This is a genomic window from Methylobacterium sp. Leaf112, assembly GCF_001423295.1.
Lineage (GTDB): Bacteria > Pseudomonadota > Alphaproteobacteria > Rhizobiales > Beijerinckiaceae > Methylobacterium.
In genome coordinates this window covers 282,202-296,708 of sequence record NZ_LMNG01000031.1, presented here as the reverse complement: position 1 = coordinate 296,708, position 14,507 = coordinate 282,202, and the positions used below count along the sequence as shown (strand labels likewise).

The 14,507-nt window shown below is 70.5% G+C and carries 15 protein-coding genes and 1 tRNA gene; 9 read left to right on the top strand and 7 right to left on the bottom strand.

Annotated elements, in window-relative coordinates:
* The first annotated feature begins 99 nt into the window (after positions 1-99).
* The 3 genes from ASF52_RS17220 to ASF52_RS17210 all read left to right on the top strand — a co-directional run bounded on the left by ASF52_RS17220 (position 100) and on the right by ASF52_RS17210 (position 3,462).
* Positions 100-1,587 carry a GumC family protein gene (locus tag ASF52_RS17220; protein WP_162241031.1) on the top strand — a complete coding sequence of 496 codons (1,488 nt, stop codon included), beginning with the start codon at positions 100-102 and terminating at the stop codon, positions 1,585-1,587.
* A gap of 83 nt (positions 1,588-1,670) precedes the next feature.
* Positions 1,671-2,498 (top strand): WecB/TagA/CpsF family glycosyltransferase, encoded by an 828-nt coding sequence (locus tag ASF52_RS17215; RefSeq protein ID WP_082515361.1) that lies wholly within the window; start codon positions 1,671-1,673, stop codon positions 2,496-2,498.
* A gap of 94 nt (positions 2,499-2,592) precedes the next feature.
* A complete protein-coding gene (locus ASF52_RS17210; protein ID WP_338011713.1) occupies positions 2,593-3,462 on the top strand; it encodes a DUF4336 domain-containing protein in 870 nt (289 codons plus the stop codon).
* Positions 3,463-3,696: 234 nt separating this feature from the next.
* Here ASF52_RS17210 and ASF52_RS17205 read toward each other — a convergent pair.
* From ASF52_RS17205 to ASF52_RS17195, 3 genes are all read right to left on the bottom strand, one after another.
* Positions 3,697-3,783, bottom strand: a tRNA-Leu gene (locus ASF52_RS17205).
* Positions 3,784-3,835: 52 nt separating this feature from the next.
* Positions 3,836-5,023 (bottom strand): FAD-dependent monooxygenase, encoded by a 1,188-nt coding sequence (locus tag ASF52_RS17200; protein WP_056175033.1) that lies wholly within the window; start codon positions 5,021-5,023, stop codon positions 3,836-3,838.
* A gap of 5 nt (positions 5,024-5,028) precedes the next feature.
* Complete coding sequence (locus ASF52_RS17195) at positions 5,029-5,283, bottom strand: zinc-finger domain-containing protein (RefSeq protein WP_056174559.1); 255 nt, start codon at positions 5,281-5,283, stop codon at positions 5,029-5,031.
* Between the two features lie 240 nt (positions 5,284-5,523).
* Here ASF52_RS17195 and map point away from each other — a divergent pair, with 240 nt between their 5' ends.
* The 6 genes from map to ASF52_RS17165 all read left to right on the top strand — a co-directional run bounded on the left by map (position 5,524) and on the right by ASF52_RS17165 (position 11,573).
* A complete protein-coding gene (gene map / locus ASF52_RS17190) occupies positions 5,524-6,354 on the top strand; it encodes a type I methionyl aminopeptidase (RefSeq protein ID WP_056174557.1) in 831 nt (276 codons plus the stop codon).
* 9 nt (positions 6,355-6,363) lie between these two features.
* Positions 6,364-7,101, top strand: a complete 738-nt coding sequence (gene radC, locus ASF52_RS17185; protein ID WP_082503035.1) for a RadC family protein — start codon at positions 6,364-6,366, stop codon at positions 7,099-7,101.
* 181 nt (positions 7,102-7,282) lie between these two features.
* On the top strand, positions 7,283-8,737 hold the full coding sequence (locus ASF52_RS17180) for a circularly permuted type 2 ATP-grasp protein (RefSeq protein ID WP_056174555.1): 1,455 nt from the start codon (positions 7,283-7,285) through the stop codon (positions 8,735-8,737).
* Positions 8,738-8,864: 127 nt separating this feature from the next.
* On the top strand, positions 8,865-9,809 hold the full coding sequence (locus tag ASF52_RS17175) for an alpha-E domain-containing protein (RefSeq protein ID WP_056174553.1): 945 nt from the start codon (positions 8,865-8,867) through the stop codon (positions 9,807-9,809).
* A gap of 143 nt (positions 9,810-9,952) precedes the next feature.
* Positions 9,953-10,780 (top strand): transglutaminase family protein, encoded by an 828-nt coding sequence (locus ASF52_RS17170; RefSeq protein WP_056175029.1) that lies wholly within the window; start codon positions 9,953-9,955, stop codon positions 10,778-10,780.
* A gap of 37 nt (positions 10,781-10,817) precedes the next feature.
* On the top strand, positions 10,818-11,573 hold the full coding sequence (locus tag ASF52_RS17165) for a hypothetical protein (RefSeq protein WP_056174552.1): 756 nt from the start codon (positions 10,818-10,820) through the stop codon (positions 11,571-11,573).
* 67 nt (positions 11,574-11,640) lie between these two features.
* On the opposite strand, the gene ASF52_RS17160 is transcribed toward ASF52_RS17165, so the two are convergent.
* The 4 genes from ASF52_RS17160 to thiO are packed head-to-tail and all read right to left on the bottom strand — an operon-like array spanning position 11,641 to position 14,471.
* Positions 11,641-12,273 carry a thiamine phosphate synthase gene (locus ASF52_RS17160; protein WP_056174550.1) on the bottom strand — a complete coding sequence of 211 codons (633 nt, stop codon included), beginning with the start codon at positions 12,271-12,273 and terminating at the stop codon, positions 11,641-11,643.
* Positions 12,270-13,049, bottom strand: coding sequence for a thiazole synthase (locus tag ASF52_RS17155; RefSeq protein ID WP_056174548.1), 780 nt, complete (start codon positions 13,047-13,049; stop codon positions 12,270-12,272). Before ASF52_RS17155 ends, ASF52_RS17160 begins: the two co-directional genes overlap by 4 nt.
* Positions 13,050-13,053: 4 nt before the next feature.
* Positions 13,054-13,266, bottom strand: coding sequence for a sulfur carrier protein ThiS (thiS, locus tag ASF52_RS17150; protein WP_056174546.1), 213 nt, complete (start codon positions 13,264-13,266; stop codon positions 13,054-13,056).
* A complete protein-coding gene (gene thiO, locus ASF52_RS17145) occupies positions 13,263-14,471 on the bottom strand; it encodes a glycine oxidase ThiO (RefSeq protein ID WP_056174544.1) in 1,209 nt (402 codons plus the stop codon). The genes thiS and thiO overlap by 4 nt, the downstream gene beginning before the upstream one ends.
* Between the last annotated feature and the right edge of the window lie 36 nt (positions 14,472-14,507).

Below are 14,507 nucleotides of genomic sequence, written 5' to 3'. Positions count from 1 at the left end.
TCTCGACGGAGCCCTTCGATGCTGGTCTACGACGAAGATCATCCGAGCGACCGCCGGCCTGCGCTGCGAAGCCAAGCCGGCAACGCAGGTGGCCGTCCGTTGTCCGTCCGTCACGTCTACGCCCTGCTGCGCCGGAGGGCGTTGGCGATCGCCGGCTGCGCTCTGGTCTGCGCCCTGCTCGCCTTCGCGGTCGGCAAGGCGGCGACGCCCCGCTTCACCGCGGTGGCGCAGATCTACATCGACCCGCGCGAACTGCGCCTAATGGACAAGGAATTGACGACGGTCGGGCAGGATTCCGCCGGGCTCCTCACCATCGTCGAGAGCCAGGCACAGGTGATCACGTCGAGCAGCGTGCTCGGCCGTGTCGTCGAGAAGCTCGATCTCGACAACGATCCCGAATTCGGTGGGACCAGCAAGGCACCCGGCTTGTTCGGATCTCTGATCGAGGGCCTCGGGCTGTCTTCCCCGCTCCCTCCGGAGGCGGAGACCGGGGCCACGCCCGCCCTCGCTGCCCTGACGAAGCGCATCGCCGTGCGTCGCACCGGCAAGACCTTCATCGTCGACGTCGAGGCCACGTCGCGCGAGGCCGCCAAGGCGGCCCTGATCGCGAACGCCGTGGTCGAGTCCTACCTGGCCGTGGGCGCCGCGAACCGCGCCGAGGCGGCCAACCGCGCCACCGCCGGCCTCTCGGCCCGGCTCGTGGAACTGCGCGAGGACGTCAACCGGGCCGAGAGCCGGGTCCAGGCCTACAAGGCCGAGAACGGCCTGATCGGCACCCGCGACGTGCTGGTGACCGACCAGCAGCTGACGCAGCTCAACGCCCAGCTCGCCGGGGCCCGCGTGCGCGCCGCCGACGCCCAGGCCCGCGTCGACGGGGTCCAGCGCATGAAGGAAGCCCGTATCGACGCCGGCGCGACGGAAGCCGCCCTCGCCTCCCCGGCCATCGCCGCCCTGCGTGCCCAGTATGCGGAACTCTCGCGCAAGCAGGCCGAACTCGCCAACGACCTCGGGCCCCGTCACCCCCAGGTCACCTCCATCGCCTCGCAGATCCGGCTGTCGCGCCAGCTCATCGAACAGGAGATCACCCGATACGGACAGGCCGCCCGCACCGATCTCGCCCGCGCCCTCGCGACGGTGACCGCCTTGGAGAGGAGCTTCGATGCGGCCAAGGGCAACACCGTGGGCCTCGCCCAGGCATCGATCCGGCTGCGCGAACTCGACCGCGAGGTCGAAGCCAGCCGCGCGGTCTACGAGGCATTCCTGCTGCGCGCGCGGGAAATCGGCCAGCAGGCCCGACTCGATGCAGGCAATGCCCGCGTGATCACGCAGGCCGTCAAGCCGATCTACCGAAGCTATCCGCCGCCGGCCATCACCCTCGCGCTGTTCGGGCTCGTCGCGGGGCTTCTCGTCGGCGTCGCCCTCACCCTCGGGGGAGAATGGCTGAAGGGCGAGATGCGCCCGCCCGCCGAGGCCGAACCGGGTACGCTCGACGCGATCACGGCCGCGCGGCAGCGTCCGCCGACGGCGCGGGCGATCACCGACACCGGTACGAAGCGGCTGTCCGCTGCGGTCGGAGGTCACCCGTGAGATCCGATCCCGTGGCACAGTACGCAACCGGCCCGGCCCCCGGTTTGTCCGACGACCCACCAGCGGATCTGGCGACGGATCCCATGAAAGTGGTGCAGACGACCCCCCTGGGCGGCATGCCGATCGCCGTCCTCAGCATGGCGGAAACGGCCGAGCTGATGCTCACCGCCGCCGAGGGACGCCCGCGCCCGAACCTTCCGCTTTTTCTGACCTCGGCCAACGGCGAGGTCCTGTCGCGCTTCGCCCGGGATCGCGACTTCGCCCGCATCATGGCGCAGGCCGATCTCGTCAATGCCGACGGCCAGCCCATGGTGGTGGCGTCCCGCTTCATCGGGACGCATGCCCTCCCGGAGCGGGTGGCGACGACGGATCTCTTCCACAGCGTCGCCGAGGGCGCGATCCGCCGGAACCTGACCTTCTACCTGTTCGGATCGAGCGAGGCTGAGAACCAACGCGCCGTCGAGAACGTCCGGCGTCGCCATCCCGGCATCCGCATCGTCGGACATTCGCACGGGTATCTCCATGGCGAAGCGCTCCGCGACAAGGTCCGCGAGATCGACGCCCTCAGGCCGGACATCCTCTGGCTCGCCCTCGGGGTGCCGCGCGAGCAGCTTTTCGTCTACGAGTTCAGCCCGCTGCTCATCCATGTCGGGATGATCAAGACCTCCGGGGGGCTGTTCAACTTCCTGTCGGGGAGCCGCACGCGCGCGCCACACTGGATGCAGCGCTGGAGCCTGGAATGGCTCTGGCGAATCAAGGAGGAGCCGTCGCGGCTTTTCTGGCGCTACGTCACCACGAACCCGCACGCGATCTTCCTGATGATCGCGCACAGCCGGCCGTTCCTGCGGGCGCGCACGGGCCTGTATCGCGCCGTGATCGCCCGCATACCGAGCCTCGGGCGCGTTCCCTGACCGGGTTTCGTTGCCGGGTTTCGCCGCTTGGCGGAGCCATCGGCGCGAGCCCACGTTTCTTCGGGACCGGGAACGTCGACGGCAGTCTTGACGCGTGGCGCACGAAATCAGCTATCCGCCGCTGAACACGCCCAAACAGGTCGCCGAAGGCGTCTGGATCGTCGACGCGCCGCCCGTCCATCCGGGGGGCATGCCGCTGCCGATCCGCATGACGGTGCTGCGCCTCGCAGGCGGTGAGCTGCTGCTGCATTCGCCGGTTCCCCACGATCCGCTCCTCCAGCGCGCCTTGGAACGGCTCGGGCGCATCGGACATCTTGTCGCCCCGAGCGTCGGCCACTGGATGTTCCTTCAAAACTGGCAGGCGGCGTGCCCCAACGCCATCACCTGGGCAGTGCCCGGCCTCCGGGACCGGGGCCAGGTTCGCCGCTCCGGCGTCCGGATCGATGCCGATCTGTCGAACTTCCCACCCCGTGTCTGGGCGGGCGAAATCGACCAGGTCCTGGTCGCCGGGCCGGTGTTCCGGGAGATCTGCTTGTTCCACCGTCCGAGCCGGACGCTGCTTCTGACCGACCTCGTGATCAACCTGGAGGCCGATCTACTCCCGATCCCGGTGCGCCCCCTCGCCCATGCCCTGCGGATCGTGGCGCCGGATGGCCGGGCGCCGCTCTACCTCAGGCTGCTTCTCGGCGCGAACCGCCGCGCGGTGGCGCGGGCCGCCCAGCGGCTCGTGGCCTTCGAACCGGACCGGGTGATCTTCGCGCACGGGCAGTGGTTCCGCCACGACGCGGCAGGGGATTTGCGGCGTTCACTGCGATGGGCCCTCGGCCCGGCGAGCGACCCGGCGCGGACTTCCGGCTCCCCCGCAGCGCACAGCCCCGCACCGAGGATCTCCACGGTCCTTGCGAGCGTCGCCGTCGTCGGGATGATCGCCGCGCTGGTCTATGCGGACCGCAGGCGTCGCTGAGCTGGTCGATCGCCGCGACGACGCCCGTTCGTCCACCTGACACCCCGCGCATGTTCCCGACGCGCGATGGGTGGAACGTCGTCGCGCCGCCCGTACAACGAACACGGATCGACTTCGTGTCTCGACGCTCGTACGACCCTGAGGTCTCCGTCCAAACAAGGATCGTCGGACGTCATCGTCCCGCGACCTGCGTCAGCCTGGCTTCCCAGAGTGGCTGTCTCGATATCTACGAAATGGTGCGGACGGCGGGACTCGAACCCGCACAGCCTTGCGGCCGCAAGATTTTAAGTCTCGTGCGTCTACCGGTTTCGCCACGTCCGCATACCGGTTCCTGCGGTAGCGGGGCGGGCGTCCGAGATCAAGACATTCACCCTCACGGCGTCCAGCCGTAGAGCCAGCGGTAGCGGCGGGTCATGCCGGCGGGACCGAGGCGGCGCATCACCATGTTGCGCACGCGGCCGACGAGGGGACCGGCATGGTAGCTGCGGCCGTTGGCGCGGGCCGCCGCGCGGACCTTGCGCACCCGGGCCCGGCGCGCCTTGGCGTAGGCGGCGAGTGCCTCCGGCACCGGGGCCGTGCCGAGGCAGGCCGCCAGGATCGCCGCATCCTCGATGGCGAGCGCCGCACCCTGCGCCAGGAACGGCAGGATCGGATGGCCGGCATCGCCCAGGAGCGCGACGCGTCCGCGCGCCAGGGGCTTGGCTGGCGTACGGTCGACGAGCGACCACACCAGCCACGAATCCGGCACGCCGAGGAGCGCGGCCAGCGCAGGCGCCGCATCGGGGAAGCGGGCGCGCAGGACCGCCGGTTCGCCGAGCTGGCCCCAATCGTCGGTCCCGGCGCGCTCCGGCACCACGGCGACGACGTTGAGGTGGCTGCCGCCGCGGATCGGATAGTGCACCACGTGGCGGTCGCGGCCGAGCCACAGCCCGGTGGCGTCGGCGGCGAGTTCGGGCGGCACCGCCTCGCGCGGCACCAGGGCCCGCCAGGCGGCGGCGCGCCACGGGCGCAGGGGAACCGCGTCGAGGTGGCCGCGCAGGCGCGAGCGCACCCCGTCTGCGCCCACCGCGAGGTCGGCCACGTAGGTCTCGGAGCGGGCGCCCTGGTGGCTTTCCAGGGTGAGGCTGACGCCGTCCCGGGTCTCGACGAGGCCGGTGACGTCGCGGCCCATGAGCAGGCGGATGCCGGCACGACCCCGCACGGCATCTAGGAGCAGGGTCTGCAGGTCGGCCCGATGGATCACGTAGTAGGGCGCGCCGAAACTTTCACGATGCGCGGGGCCGAGGGGGATCGCGCCGAGCTGGCGCCCGTCCGCGAGCGCCCGCACCACCACGCCCGGCGGCTCGCTCGCGGCCCGGCGCAGGGCCGCTCCGAGGCCGAGGCCGATGAGCACGCGGCTGGCGTTGGGCGAGAGCTGGAGGCCGGCGCCGACCTCGCTGAATCCGGTACGGCGCTCCACGAGGGTGACCTCGTGGCCGGCCGCGTCCAGGGCGAGGGCCGCCGTGAGGCCGCCGATCCCGGCGCCGACGATGGCGATCCGACTCGGACCGACGGAGGACACGGCGCTCAGGCGGCGGCCGGGGTCCGGTCGTCCCACACGCAGGCCGCCGGGTCGGCGGTACCGGCCTTCAGGCCCGGACGGTGGCGATAGAGCGTCGAGCAGTACTGGCAGATGATCTCGTCGTCCGTGCCCATGTCGAGGAACACGTGCGGATGGTCGAAGGGCGGGCGCGCGCCGATGCACATGAACTCCCGCGACCCGACATGGATCACCGCGACCCCGAGGTCGTTGTGGAAGTGCGGCACCGCCTTGTCAGCCATCGTCCCGTCCTGCCTGCCGGCCCGTCGAAACCCGTCCGGGCGCCCGTTCGTGGAGACACGGTGTCTAGCCCCTCCCCGGCCCGGCGCCTAGCCCGCCCCGAACGCCGGTCTTCCTTCGGGGCGGGGTTGGCCTCGCGCGAGGGTTGGCCTCGCGCAAGGGTTGGCCTGGCGCAAGGGTTGGCCTCGCGAGCGCGGGGTCGTACAGAGGATCTTTCCCGGCCAGCCACGAAACGCCCGCCCATGACGCAGAACGATCAGGCCGTCTCCGAGACCGGACGACGTTCGCCCGAGCCGCCCATCCACGGGCCGGAGGGGTTCGCGGGCATGCGCAAGGCCGGGCGCCTGACGGCGGAAGCCCTCGACGTGCTGATGGAGGCCGTGGCGCCGGGCGTGACCACGGAGGCCCTCGACGACCTCGCCTACACCTTCGCCATGGACCACGGCGCCTACCCGGCCTCCCTGCTGTACCGCGGCTACCCGAAATCGATCTGCACCTCGATCAACCACGTGGTCTGCCACGGCATTCCCAACGACAAGCCCCTGCGCGAAGGCGACATCGTCAACCTCGACATCTGCCTCATCGTCGACGGCTGGCACGGCGATTCGAGCCGCATGGCCTATGTCGGCGAGGTGTCGCGCAAGGCCCAGCGCCTGTGCGAGATCACCCACGAATGCCTCATGCGCGGCATCGCGGCGATCAAGCCCGGCGGCTCGACCACGGATATCGGCCGGGCGATCCAGAGCTATGCCGAGGCCGAGCGCTGCTCCGTGGTGCGCGACTTCTGCGGCCACGGGCTGGGGCGCACCTACCACGACGCGCCCACCATCCTGCACTACGCCGAGCCGAGCTACGACGTGACGTTCAAGCCCGGCCAGTTCTTCACCGTGGAGCCGATGATCAACCTCGGCCGCCCCGCCGTGAAGGTGCTGTCCGACGGGTGGACGGCGGTGACGCGGGACCGCTTGCTCTCGGCCCAGTTCGAGCACACGGTGGCGGTGACGGAGACGGGGGCCGAGATCTTCACCTTCTCGCCGAAGGGCCTGCACCAGCCGGTCAATCCGGCGGCCTGAGCCGGTCCCGTGAGCGCCCGCCGACCGTCCGACCCTCCCCTGCCGGCCGGCGAGGCGACCGGGACCGAGGCGGCCGAGCCGCATTACCTCGGGCACCGCGACCGCCTGCGCGCCCGCTTCGCCCAAGGGGGCGCCGACGCGCTGCCGGATTACGAGCTCCTCGAACTTGCCTTGTTTCGCGCCATTCCCCGGCGCGACGTGAAGCCCCTGGCGAAGGCGCTGATCCGCCGGTTCGGCAGCTTCGCCGAGGTGATCTCGGCCGAACCGGCCCGGCTTGCCGAAATCGAAGGCATCGGCGCCGGGGTCATCGCCGACCTGAAGCTCATCGAAGCGGCGGGCCATCGGCTGGCGCGGGGCGCCATCGCGGCCCGGCCGCTGCTGTCGTCGTGGAGCGCCGTGCTCGAATATTGCCGGGCCACCATGGCGTTCGCGGCGCGCGAGCAGTTCCGTGTGCTGTTCCTCGACCGGCGCAACCACCTCCTCGCCGACGAGGTCCAGGGGCGCGGCACCGTCGACCACACGCCGGTCTATCCCCGCGAGGTGGCGCGGCGCGCCCTGGAACTCTCCGCCACCGCCATCATCCTCGCCCACAACCATCCCTCCGGCGACCCGACCCCGTCGGCGGCGGACATCCGCATGACCCGCGAAATCGTCGGCGTGCTCGATCCCCTCGGGATCGTGGTTCACGACCACGTGATCCTCGGGCGCGAGGGCCACGCGAGCTTCAAGGGCCTGAAGCTGATCTGACCGTCACCCCCCGCGAAACATCCGGCCCTCGACGCCTTCACGTTTCATGAGAGACACCGTGCCGCCTCGCGTTCCGCGTGTTAGCGTACCCTCGAAGGGGTCCGTCGAGACCTCGAACGGCCGGTCGGTCCGCCCCTGGCGCGCCTCTTGCCTGGAACTTGGCGTTTAAGGGGAGGCGCACATGGCGCTCGCTGCGTTCGACGAGATGACCGGGTTCCCGGACGGGATCCTGAAGGAAGGGACGCTCAACGATGCGGCCGTGCGCGAGGCGTACAACAGCCTGAAATCGTGGCTCGACACCACGCCGCCGGAGCATTTCAACACCCGTCGCAGCCAGGCGGAGATGCTGTTCCGCCGCATCGGCATCACCTTCGCGGTCTACGGTGCCAACGAATCCACCGAGCGGCTGATCCCGTTCGACATCATCCCCCGGGTCATCACCAAGCCGGAGTGGAGCTTCCTCGAACGCGGCCTCAAGCAGCGCGTCACCGCCATCAACGCGTTCCTGAAGGACATCTACGGCGCCCAGGAATGCATCAAGGCCGGCATCATCCCGGCCGATCTCGTCTACCGCAACCCGCACTACCGGATGGAGATGCGCGCCTTCAAGGTGCCGCACGACCTCTACGTCCACATCGCCGGCATCGACATCGTCCGCACCGGCGAGAACGACTTCTTCGTGCTGGAGGACAACGCCCGCACGCCGTCCGGCGTCTCCTACATGCTGGAGAACCGCGAGGTGATGCTGCGGCTGTTCCCGGAGCTGTTCTCACGCCACCGCGTGGCCCCCGTGGAGAACTATCCCGACGCCCTGCTGGCGACCCTGCGGTCCCTGGCGCCGTCCACCGCGACGCGGGACCCCACCGTCGCCCTGCTGACGCCCGGCCGCTACAATTCGGCGTTCTACGAACACTCGTTCCTCGCCGACAAGCTCGGCGTCGATCTGGTGGAGGCCTCCGACCTCTTCACCAAGGACGACGTGGTCTACATGCGCACCACCGAGGGGCCGCGCCGGGTCGACGTGCTCTACCGCCGCCTCGACGACGACTTCCTCGACCCCCTGGTGTTCCGCCCCGACTCGGTGCTCGGCGTGCCCGGCCTCATGAACGCCTACGAGCGCGGGACCGTGACGCTGGCCAACGCCGTCGGCACCGGCATCGCCGACGACAAGGCGGTCTACAGCTACATGCCCGAGATCGTGCGGTTCTTCACCGGCGAGGAGCCGATCCTGCACAACGTGCCGACCTATCGCTGCCGCGAGAAGGAGGCGTTCGCCTACGTCATGGACAACCTCAAGGACCTCGTGGTGAAGGAGGTCAACGGCTCGGGCGGCTACGGCATGCTCGTCGGCCCGCACGCGACGAAGCGCGAGATCGAGGAGTTCGGGCGCAAGTTGAAGCACGCACCCGACGGCTTCATCGCCCAGCCGACCCTCGCCCTCTCCACCTGCCCGACCTTCGTCGCCTCCGGGGTCGCGCCGCGCCACGTCGACCTGCGCCCGTTCGTGCTGTGCGGCTCCGACGAGATCCGCATCGTGCCCGGCGGCCTCACCCGCGTCGCCCTGAAGGAAGGGTCCCTCGTGGTCAATTCGAGCCAGGGCGGCGGCACCAAGGACACCTGGGTCCTCGACGCCTGACAATCCCCTCCCGTCCGAATACGGCGCGGGTCCTGCGCGCTTCCCAACCCGTCATCGCCTCCGCATAGTCCCCTCAGCCCAACGGTTCCCGCGCGCGTCGCGGGTGGCCGCGCCTCAACGGAAGCCCATGCTCTCCCGGACCGCAGACAACCTGTACTGGCTCTCGCGCTACGTCGAGCGGGCCGAGTTCGTCGCCCGCATCCTCGACGCGGCGCATCGGCTCGCGGCCCTGCCGTCGAGCTACGGCGGCGGCGAGACCAACGAATGGGCCTCGGCCCTGGCGTCGGCCGGCGATCCGGAAGTGTTCAAGCCGCTCTACGACGGCGTCACCGAGGCCACGGTCTGCGACTTCCTCGCCTTCAGTCCGCACAACCCGTCCTCGATCCGCTCCTGCATCGAGACGGCGCGCGAGAACGCCCGCAGCGTCCGCACGGCCCTGACCACCGAGATGTGGGACGCCATCAACGGCGCCTGGCTGGAGCTGCGCAACTACGAGGGGCGCGACCTCAACCGCGACGAGTTCTCCCGCTTCCTCGAATGGGTGAAGGGCGTGTCCCTGGCCTTCGACGGTTCGGCCTACCGCACCATGCTGCGCAACGACGCCTACTGGTTCACCCGCCTCGGCACCGCCATCGAGCGGGCCGACAACACCGCCCGCATCCTCGACGTGAAGTACCGGATCCTCCTGCCCGCCACCGAGCGCGTCGGCGGCAGCCTCGACTACTTCCAGTGGACCACGATCCTGCGCGAGGTCTCGGCCTTCAACGCCTATCACTGGGTCTACCGCGAGAGCGTGAAGCCCCTGTTGGTGGCCGATCTCCTCATCCTCAACCGCCAGATGCCGCGCTCGCTGCACAACTGCTACGGCATGCTCGTGGAACACCTCGACCTCATCGCCGACGCCTACGGGCGGCGCGGGGCCAGCCAACGTTTCGCCAGCAACACCCTGGCGCGGCTGGAGGGCGAGAACATCGACCGGATCTTCACGTCGGGGCTGCACGAATTCGTCACGGCGTTTATCGCCGAGAACAACCGCCTCGGCGCGGCGGTGATCGAGCAATATCTCGTCTGAGCGGGTGTCACGTGGCGCCGCCGACGTGACACCCGCCTCGAAATCCGTCGACTTATCCCGGTTCGCCTCGAACCGTGTGACACGTCGGGGAATGATGCTTAGGGGTGGCGGGCTCTGCCCGGACCCGCGCAAAGGCCGCCCTCATGCGAATCCGCGTCTTTCATGAGACCAACTACACCTACGAGCATCCCGCCCGGAACCTGATCCAGGTCCTGCGCCTGCGGCCGCGCGACCATGACGGCCAATATGTCCGGCGCTGGCGCATCGAGCCGTCCATCGACGGCCGGATCAGCGAGCGCGAGGACGGATTCGGCAACGTGGTCCATTGGTTCACCGCCGACGAGCCGGCCGAATCCCTCACCATCCGGGTCACCGGCGAGGTCGACACCAACGAGATGCACGGCGTGGTGCGCGGCACCGTCGAGCGCCTGCCCGACGAGTTCTACCTGCGCGATTCCGATCTCGCCCTGGCGAGCGAGCCGATCCAGGCCTTCGCCCGTGCGGTCCGGGAGGCGGGCGACGCCTCGCCCCTGCCCTGCCTCCACCGCCTGCTCGCCGCCGTGCACGAAAAGGTGGTGTTCGAGCCCGGCCCGACCAGCGCCAGCACCACGGCGGCGCAGTCGTTCGAGCAGGCGAAGGGCGTCTGCCAGGATCTGACGCACATCTTCATCGCCGCGGCACGCCACCTCGAGATCCCGACCCGCTACGTCTCGGGTTACTTCCACCGGGACGACGGGATGGTCGACCAGGAGGCGGGTCATTCCTGGGTCGAGTCCCTAGTGCCGAACCTCGGCTGGGTCGGCTTCGACCCCGCCCACGGCATCGCCACCACGGAGGCGCATATCCGCGTCGCCGTGGGGCTCGACTACCTCGGCGCGGCTCCGATCCGCGGCAGCCGCATGGGTGGCGGTACGGAAACCCTCGACGTGAAGCTCCGCGTCGAGCAATCACAGGCGACGGTCCAGTCCTGACGATACGGGGCGTTCGGGCACGAAGAAAGCTGAAACGATGACCTACTGCGTCGGTGTCCTGGTCGAGGACGGCCTGGTGATGATCGCCGATACCCGCACCAACGCGGGCCTCGACGACATCTCCACCTATCGCAAGCTCCACCACTTCAACGTGCCGGGCGAGCGGGTGATGATGCTCGCGTCCGCCGGCAACCTCTCCATCACCCAGTCGGTTCTGAGCCTGCTCTCCGAGGGCGTCGAGGGCGATGCCGGCGAGGCTAAGATGAAGCTCGTCGAAGCGCCGACCATGTTCCAGGCCGCCCAGCTCGTCGGCCGCGCCATCCGCCGGGTGCGCGAGATCGAGAAGGCCGGGTTCGAGGCGGCGAACCTGCGCTTCTCCGTTTCGCTGCTGTTCGGCGGCCAGATCGGCACCGACCCGATGAAGCTGTACCTCATCTACGCCGCCGGAAATTTCATCGAATGCAGCGGCGACGCGCCGTTCCTGCAGATCGGCGAGCACAAGTACGGCAAGCCGATCCTCGACCGGGCGGTGAAATACGAGACCGATCTCTACGACGCCCTCAAGGTCGGCCTCGTCTCGATGGATTCGACCATGCGGTCCAACCTCGGCGTCGGCTTGCCCATCGACATCGCCCTGGTCCGCCGCGACGCCCTCACCCTCGAGGTCAACCACCGCATCGAGGCGGGCGAAGGCTACTTCCACGATCTGCGCGAACGCTGGTCGGCGGCCCTGCGCGCCGCTCACCGGGCGATCCCGCGTCCGCCCTACGGCCCGGCCGCCGACCCGAAGTAGATTTTTTCGAGTTTCGCATCGCGTTCGGCCCTCCCCCACGAGGGGGTGGGAGACGCTCCCCGACGCGTCAGGTCTTCCAGGCTCCGAGCAAAGCGCCCACGTCGCCCGCCGGGTCGCGGCTGCGCATCAGGCCGCCCATGACGGCGATCCCGGCGGCCCCTGCCGCCCGGCAGGGCCTGACCCTCTCGCCCATGATACCCCCGAGGGCGATGACCGGCAGCCCGCACGCTTTCGCCGCCCGCATGGCCTCCGGCCCCAGGGCCGGGCCGTAGCCGGGCTTGCTCGACGTCGCGAAGATCGGGCTCAGGGTGGCGTAGTCCGCGCCATGCCGCGCGGCCACCTCGACCTCCCCGATCGAATGGGCCGAGACTCCGATCAAGCCGTCGGGCAACCGACCCCGCGCCGCCGCGAAATCGGCCGGTGTCGCCCCGCCGGGCAGGTGGACGCCGTCCGCCCCGAGACCCGCCGCGAGGGCCGCGCTTGCGCCGATGCTCAGGACACCGCCCCGGGCGCGCACCCGCTCCAGCAGCGTGCGCGCCAGGGTTTCGCGCGGGGCCGGCGCCAGGTCGCGCTCGCGAAACCAGACCCAGCGGGCGCCGCCCGCGAGAAGCGCGTCGATCCGGGCGACGAGGTCCTGCTCCCCACCAAGGACCAGGGTCCGGTCCGTCACCACGAGGAGCGGCGACGGCAGCGCCCTCACGAGCCGACGAGGCCGAGCTGCGGGCTCGACGGTTCGGCCCGGCCGCGCCGAGGAATGCGGCCGGCGCGGTGCGCGAGGCGGCCGGCCGCGACGGCGTGGCCCATGGCGCGGGCCATGCGCACGGGATCGTCGGCCTTCGCCACCGCCGTGTTGAGGAGGCAGCCGGCGGCCCCGAGCTCCATGGCGATGACGGCGTCCGACGCCGTGCCGATGCCGGCATCGACGATGACGGGCACGGGCGAGCGCCGACAGATCAGTTCGAGGTTGGCCGGGTTCGCCACACCCATGCCGGAGCCGATGAGCGAGCCCATGGGCATCACGGCGGCGCAGCCGATGTCGGCCAGGCGCTGGCACACCACCGGATCGTCGTTGCAATAGGGAAGCACCGTGAAGCCGTCCTCCACGAGGTGGCGGCAGGCCTCCAGCAATTCAGCGACGTCCGGGTACAGGGTCTCGCGGTCGCCGATGACCTCGACCTTGATCCACGTCGTGTCGAGGGCCTCGCGGGCGAGTTCGGCGGTCATGATCGCGTCGCGCGCCGTCTCGCAGCCGGCGGTGTTGGGCAGGAAGCGGTAGCCCTTGAGCTTGCTGACCGTGTCCGAGCCGTGGCCCTGGAGCGAGACCCGGCGGATCGAGGCGGTCACCACTTCGGCGCCCGACGCCGCCACGGATTCGGCCATGATGGATTGGGTGGGATAGCCCGCCGTACCGATGAACAGGCGCGAGCCCAGGGTGATGCCGGCGATGACGAGGGGATCGTCGTGGGGTTCGGTCATGGTTTCAGCCTCCCTGCATGGCGCGGACGATCTCGACGCGGTCGCCCTCTTCGAGTTGCGTCGTTTCCCAGTCCCGGCGGCGGATAACCGCGCCGTTGAGGGCGATGGCGATGCCCTGTGGGCTCTCGATCCCGGTCTCCTCGGCCTCGATCCGGAACAGGGCGTCGAGGTCGCGCGCCGCGCTCTCGTGGGGCCGGCCGTTGAGGATGAGTTTCATGCGCGCGCCCTCGTCTCGGCCGGGGCGAAGCGGGCGCGGCCGAAGGCGCTGGCGTAGTCCGGCACGGCGCCGTCCGTCAGCAGGGCCGCGACGGCGTCGGCGGTGGCGGGCGCCAGGAGGTAGCCGTTGCGGTGGTGGCCCGTCGCCGCGACGAGGCCGGGGGCCAGGGTGTCGATGATCGGCGCGTCGTCGTCGGAGGTCGGGCGGTAGCCGCTCCACACGGCCTCGACGGCCATCTCCTCGATACCGGGCAGGACACGGCGCGCCCCTTCCAGCAGCGCGTAGAGGCCGCCCGCCGTGACGCCGGGGGTGAAGCCGCAATCCTCCACCGTCGCCCCGACGATGAGGTGGCCGTCGCTCTTCGGGGCCATGTGGACCTGCTCGGTCCAGACCATGTGGGTGAGGGTTCCGGTGCGGGCGGTGGTGCGCAGCGCCAGCGACTGGCCCTTCAGGGGACGCACCGGCAGCGCTAGGGCATCGGGGAGCAGCCCGGTCTGCCCGCTCCAGGCGCCGGCGGCGAGGATCACAGTCTCGGCCGCGAGCCGGCCCTGGCCGGTCAGGAGCCCCGTGACCCGGTCGCCCGCCCAGTCCAGGGCTTCGACGGAGCAATTCTCCACGATGGTGACGCCCGCGGCCGTGCAGGCCCGCACCAGGGCGGCCATGACCCGGCTCGGATCGACCTGATGATCGTGGGGACAGTAGAGGCCGGCGGTGACGGCCGGGCGCAGGGCCGGCTCGCGGGCCCTCACCTGCGGCCCGGACAGCCACGTGGCCTCGAGGCCCGAGCGGACCTGCAGGTCGTGGCGAAAGCGCAAGCGCTCGACCTCGTCGCGGCCGATGGCGAGCACCAGGGTGCCCTCCTCCCGGTAGTCGATGTCGACGCCCGACGCCGCCTGCAGGGCGTCGCGAAACCCCGGCCAGCGCGACAGGCTCTCCAGGGCCAAGGGCAGCAGCGGGTCGGAGCCGGGTTCGTGCTCGGCGGCCGGCGCCAGCATGCCGGTGGCGGCGAGGCTCGCCCCCGCGCCGACGGTCTCGCGCTCGACGACGGTGACGGCGCGTCCGCGTTCCACGAGGCGCCAGGCGATGGACAGGCCGATGAGGCCGCCGCCGACGATGGCGACATCGCAGCGGGCCGGCAGGGCGGATTGCGCCCGGGCGGCGGCGGGTGAGCGCCTGAGATCGATGGGTCGGCTGGGATCGAGCACCTGGACAACCTCCGCGACGGACGCAGGGGGTGTGGG

Bases quoted from the DNA above. Each gene is read 5' to 3' on its own strand.
- ASF52_RS17215 (WP_082515361.1), top strand. From the start codon at position 1,671: ATGAAAGTGGTGCAGACGACCCCCCTGGGCGGCATGCCGATCGCCGTC.
- ASF52_RS17195 (WP_056174559.1), bottom strand. From the start codon at position 5,283: ATGGCTGACAAGGCGGTGCCGCACTTCCACAACGACCTCGGGGTCGCG.
- map (WP_056174557.1), top strand. From the start codon at position 5,524: ATGACGCAGAACGATCAGGCCGTCTCCGAGACCGGACGACGTTCGCCC.
- ASF52_RS17180 (WP_056174555.1), top strand. From the start codon at position 7,283: ATGGCGCTCGCTGCGTTCGACGAGATGACCGGGTTCCCGGACGGGATC.
- ASF52_RS17175 (WP_056174553.1), top strand. From the start codon at position 8,865: ATGCTCTCCCGGACCGCAGACAACCTGTACTGGCTCTCGCGCTACGTC.
- ASF52_RS17170 (WP_056175029.1), top strand. From the start codon at position 9,953: ATGCGAATCCGCGTCTTTCATGAGACCAACTACACCTACGAGCATCCC.
- ASF52_RS17165 (WP_056174552.1), top strand. From the start codon at position 10,818: ATGACCTACTGCGTCGGTGTCCTGGTCGAGGACGGCCTGGTGATGATC.
- ASF52_RS17155 (WP_056174548.1), bottom strand. From the start codon at position 13,049: ATGACCGAACCCCACGACGATCCCCTCGTCATCGCCGGCATCACCCTG.
- thiS (WP_056174546.1), bottom strand. From the start codon at position 13,266: ATGAAACTCATCCTCAACGGCCGGCCCCACGAGAGCGCGGCGCGCGAC.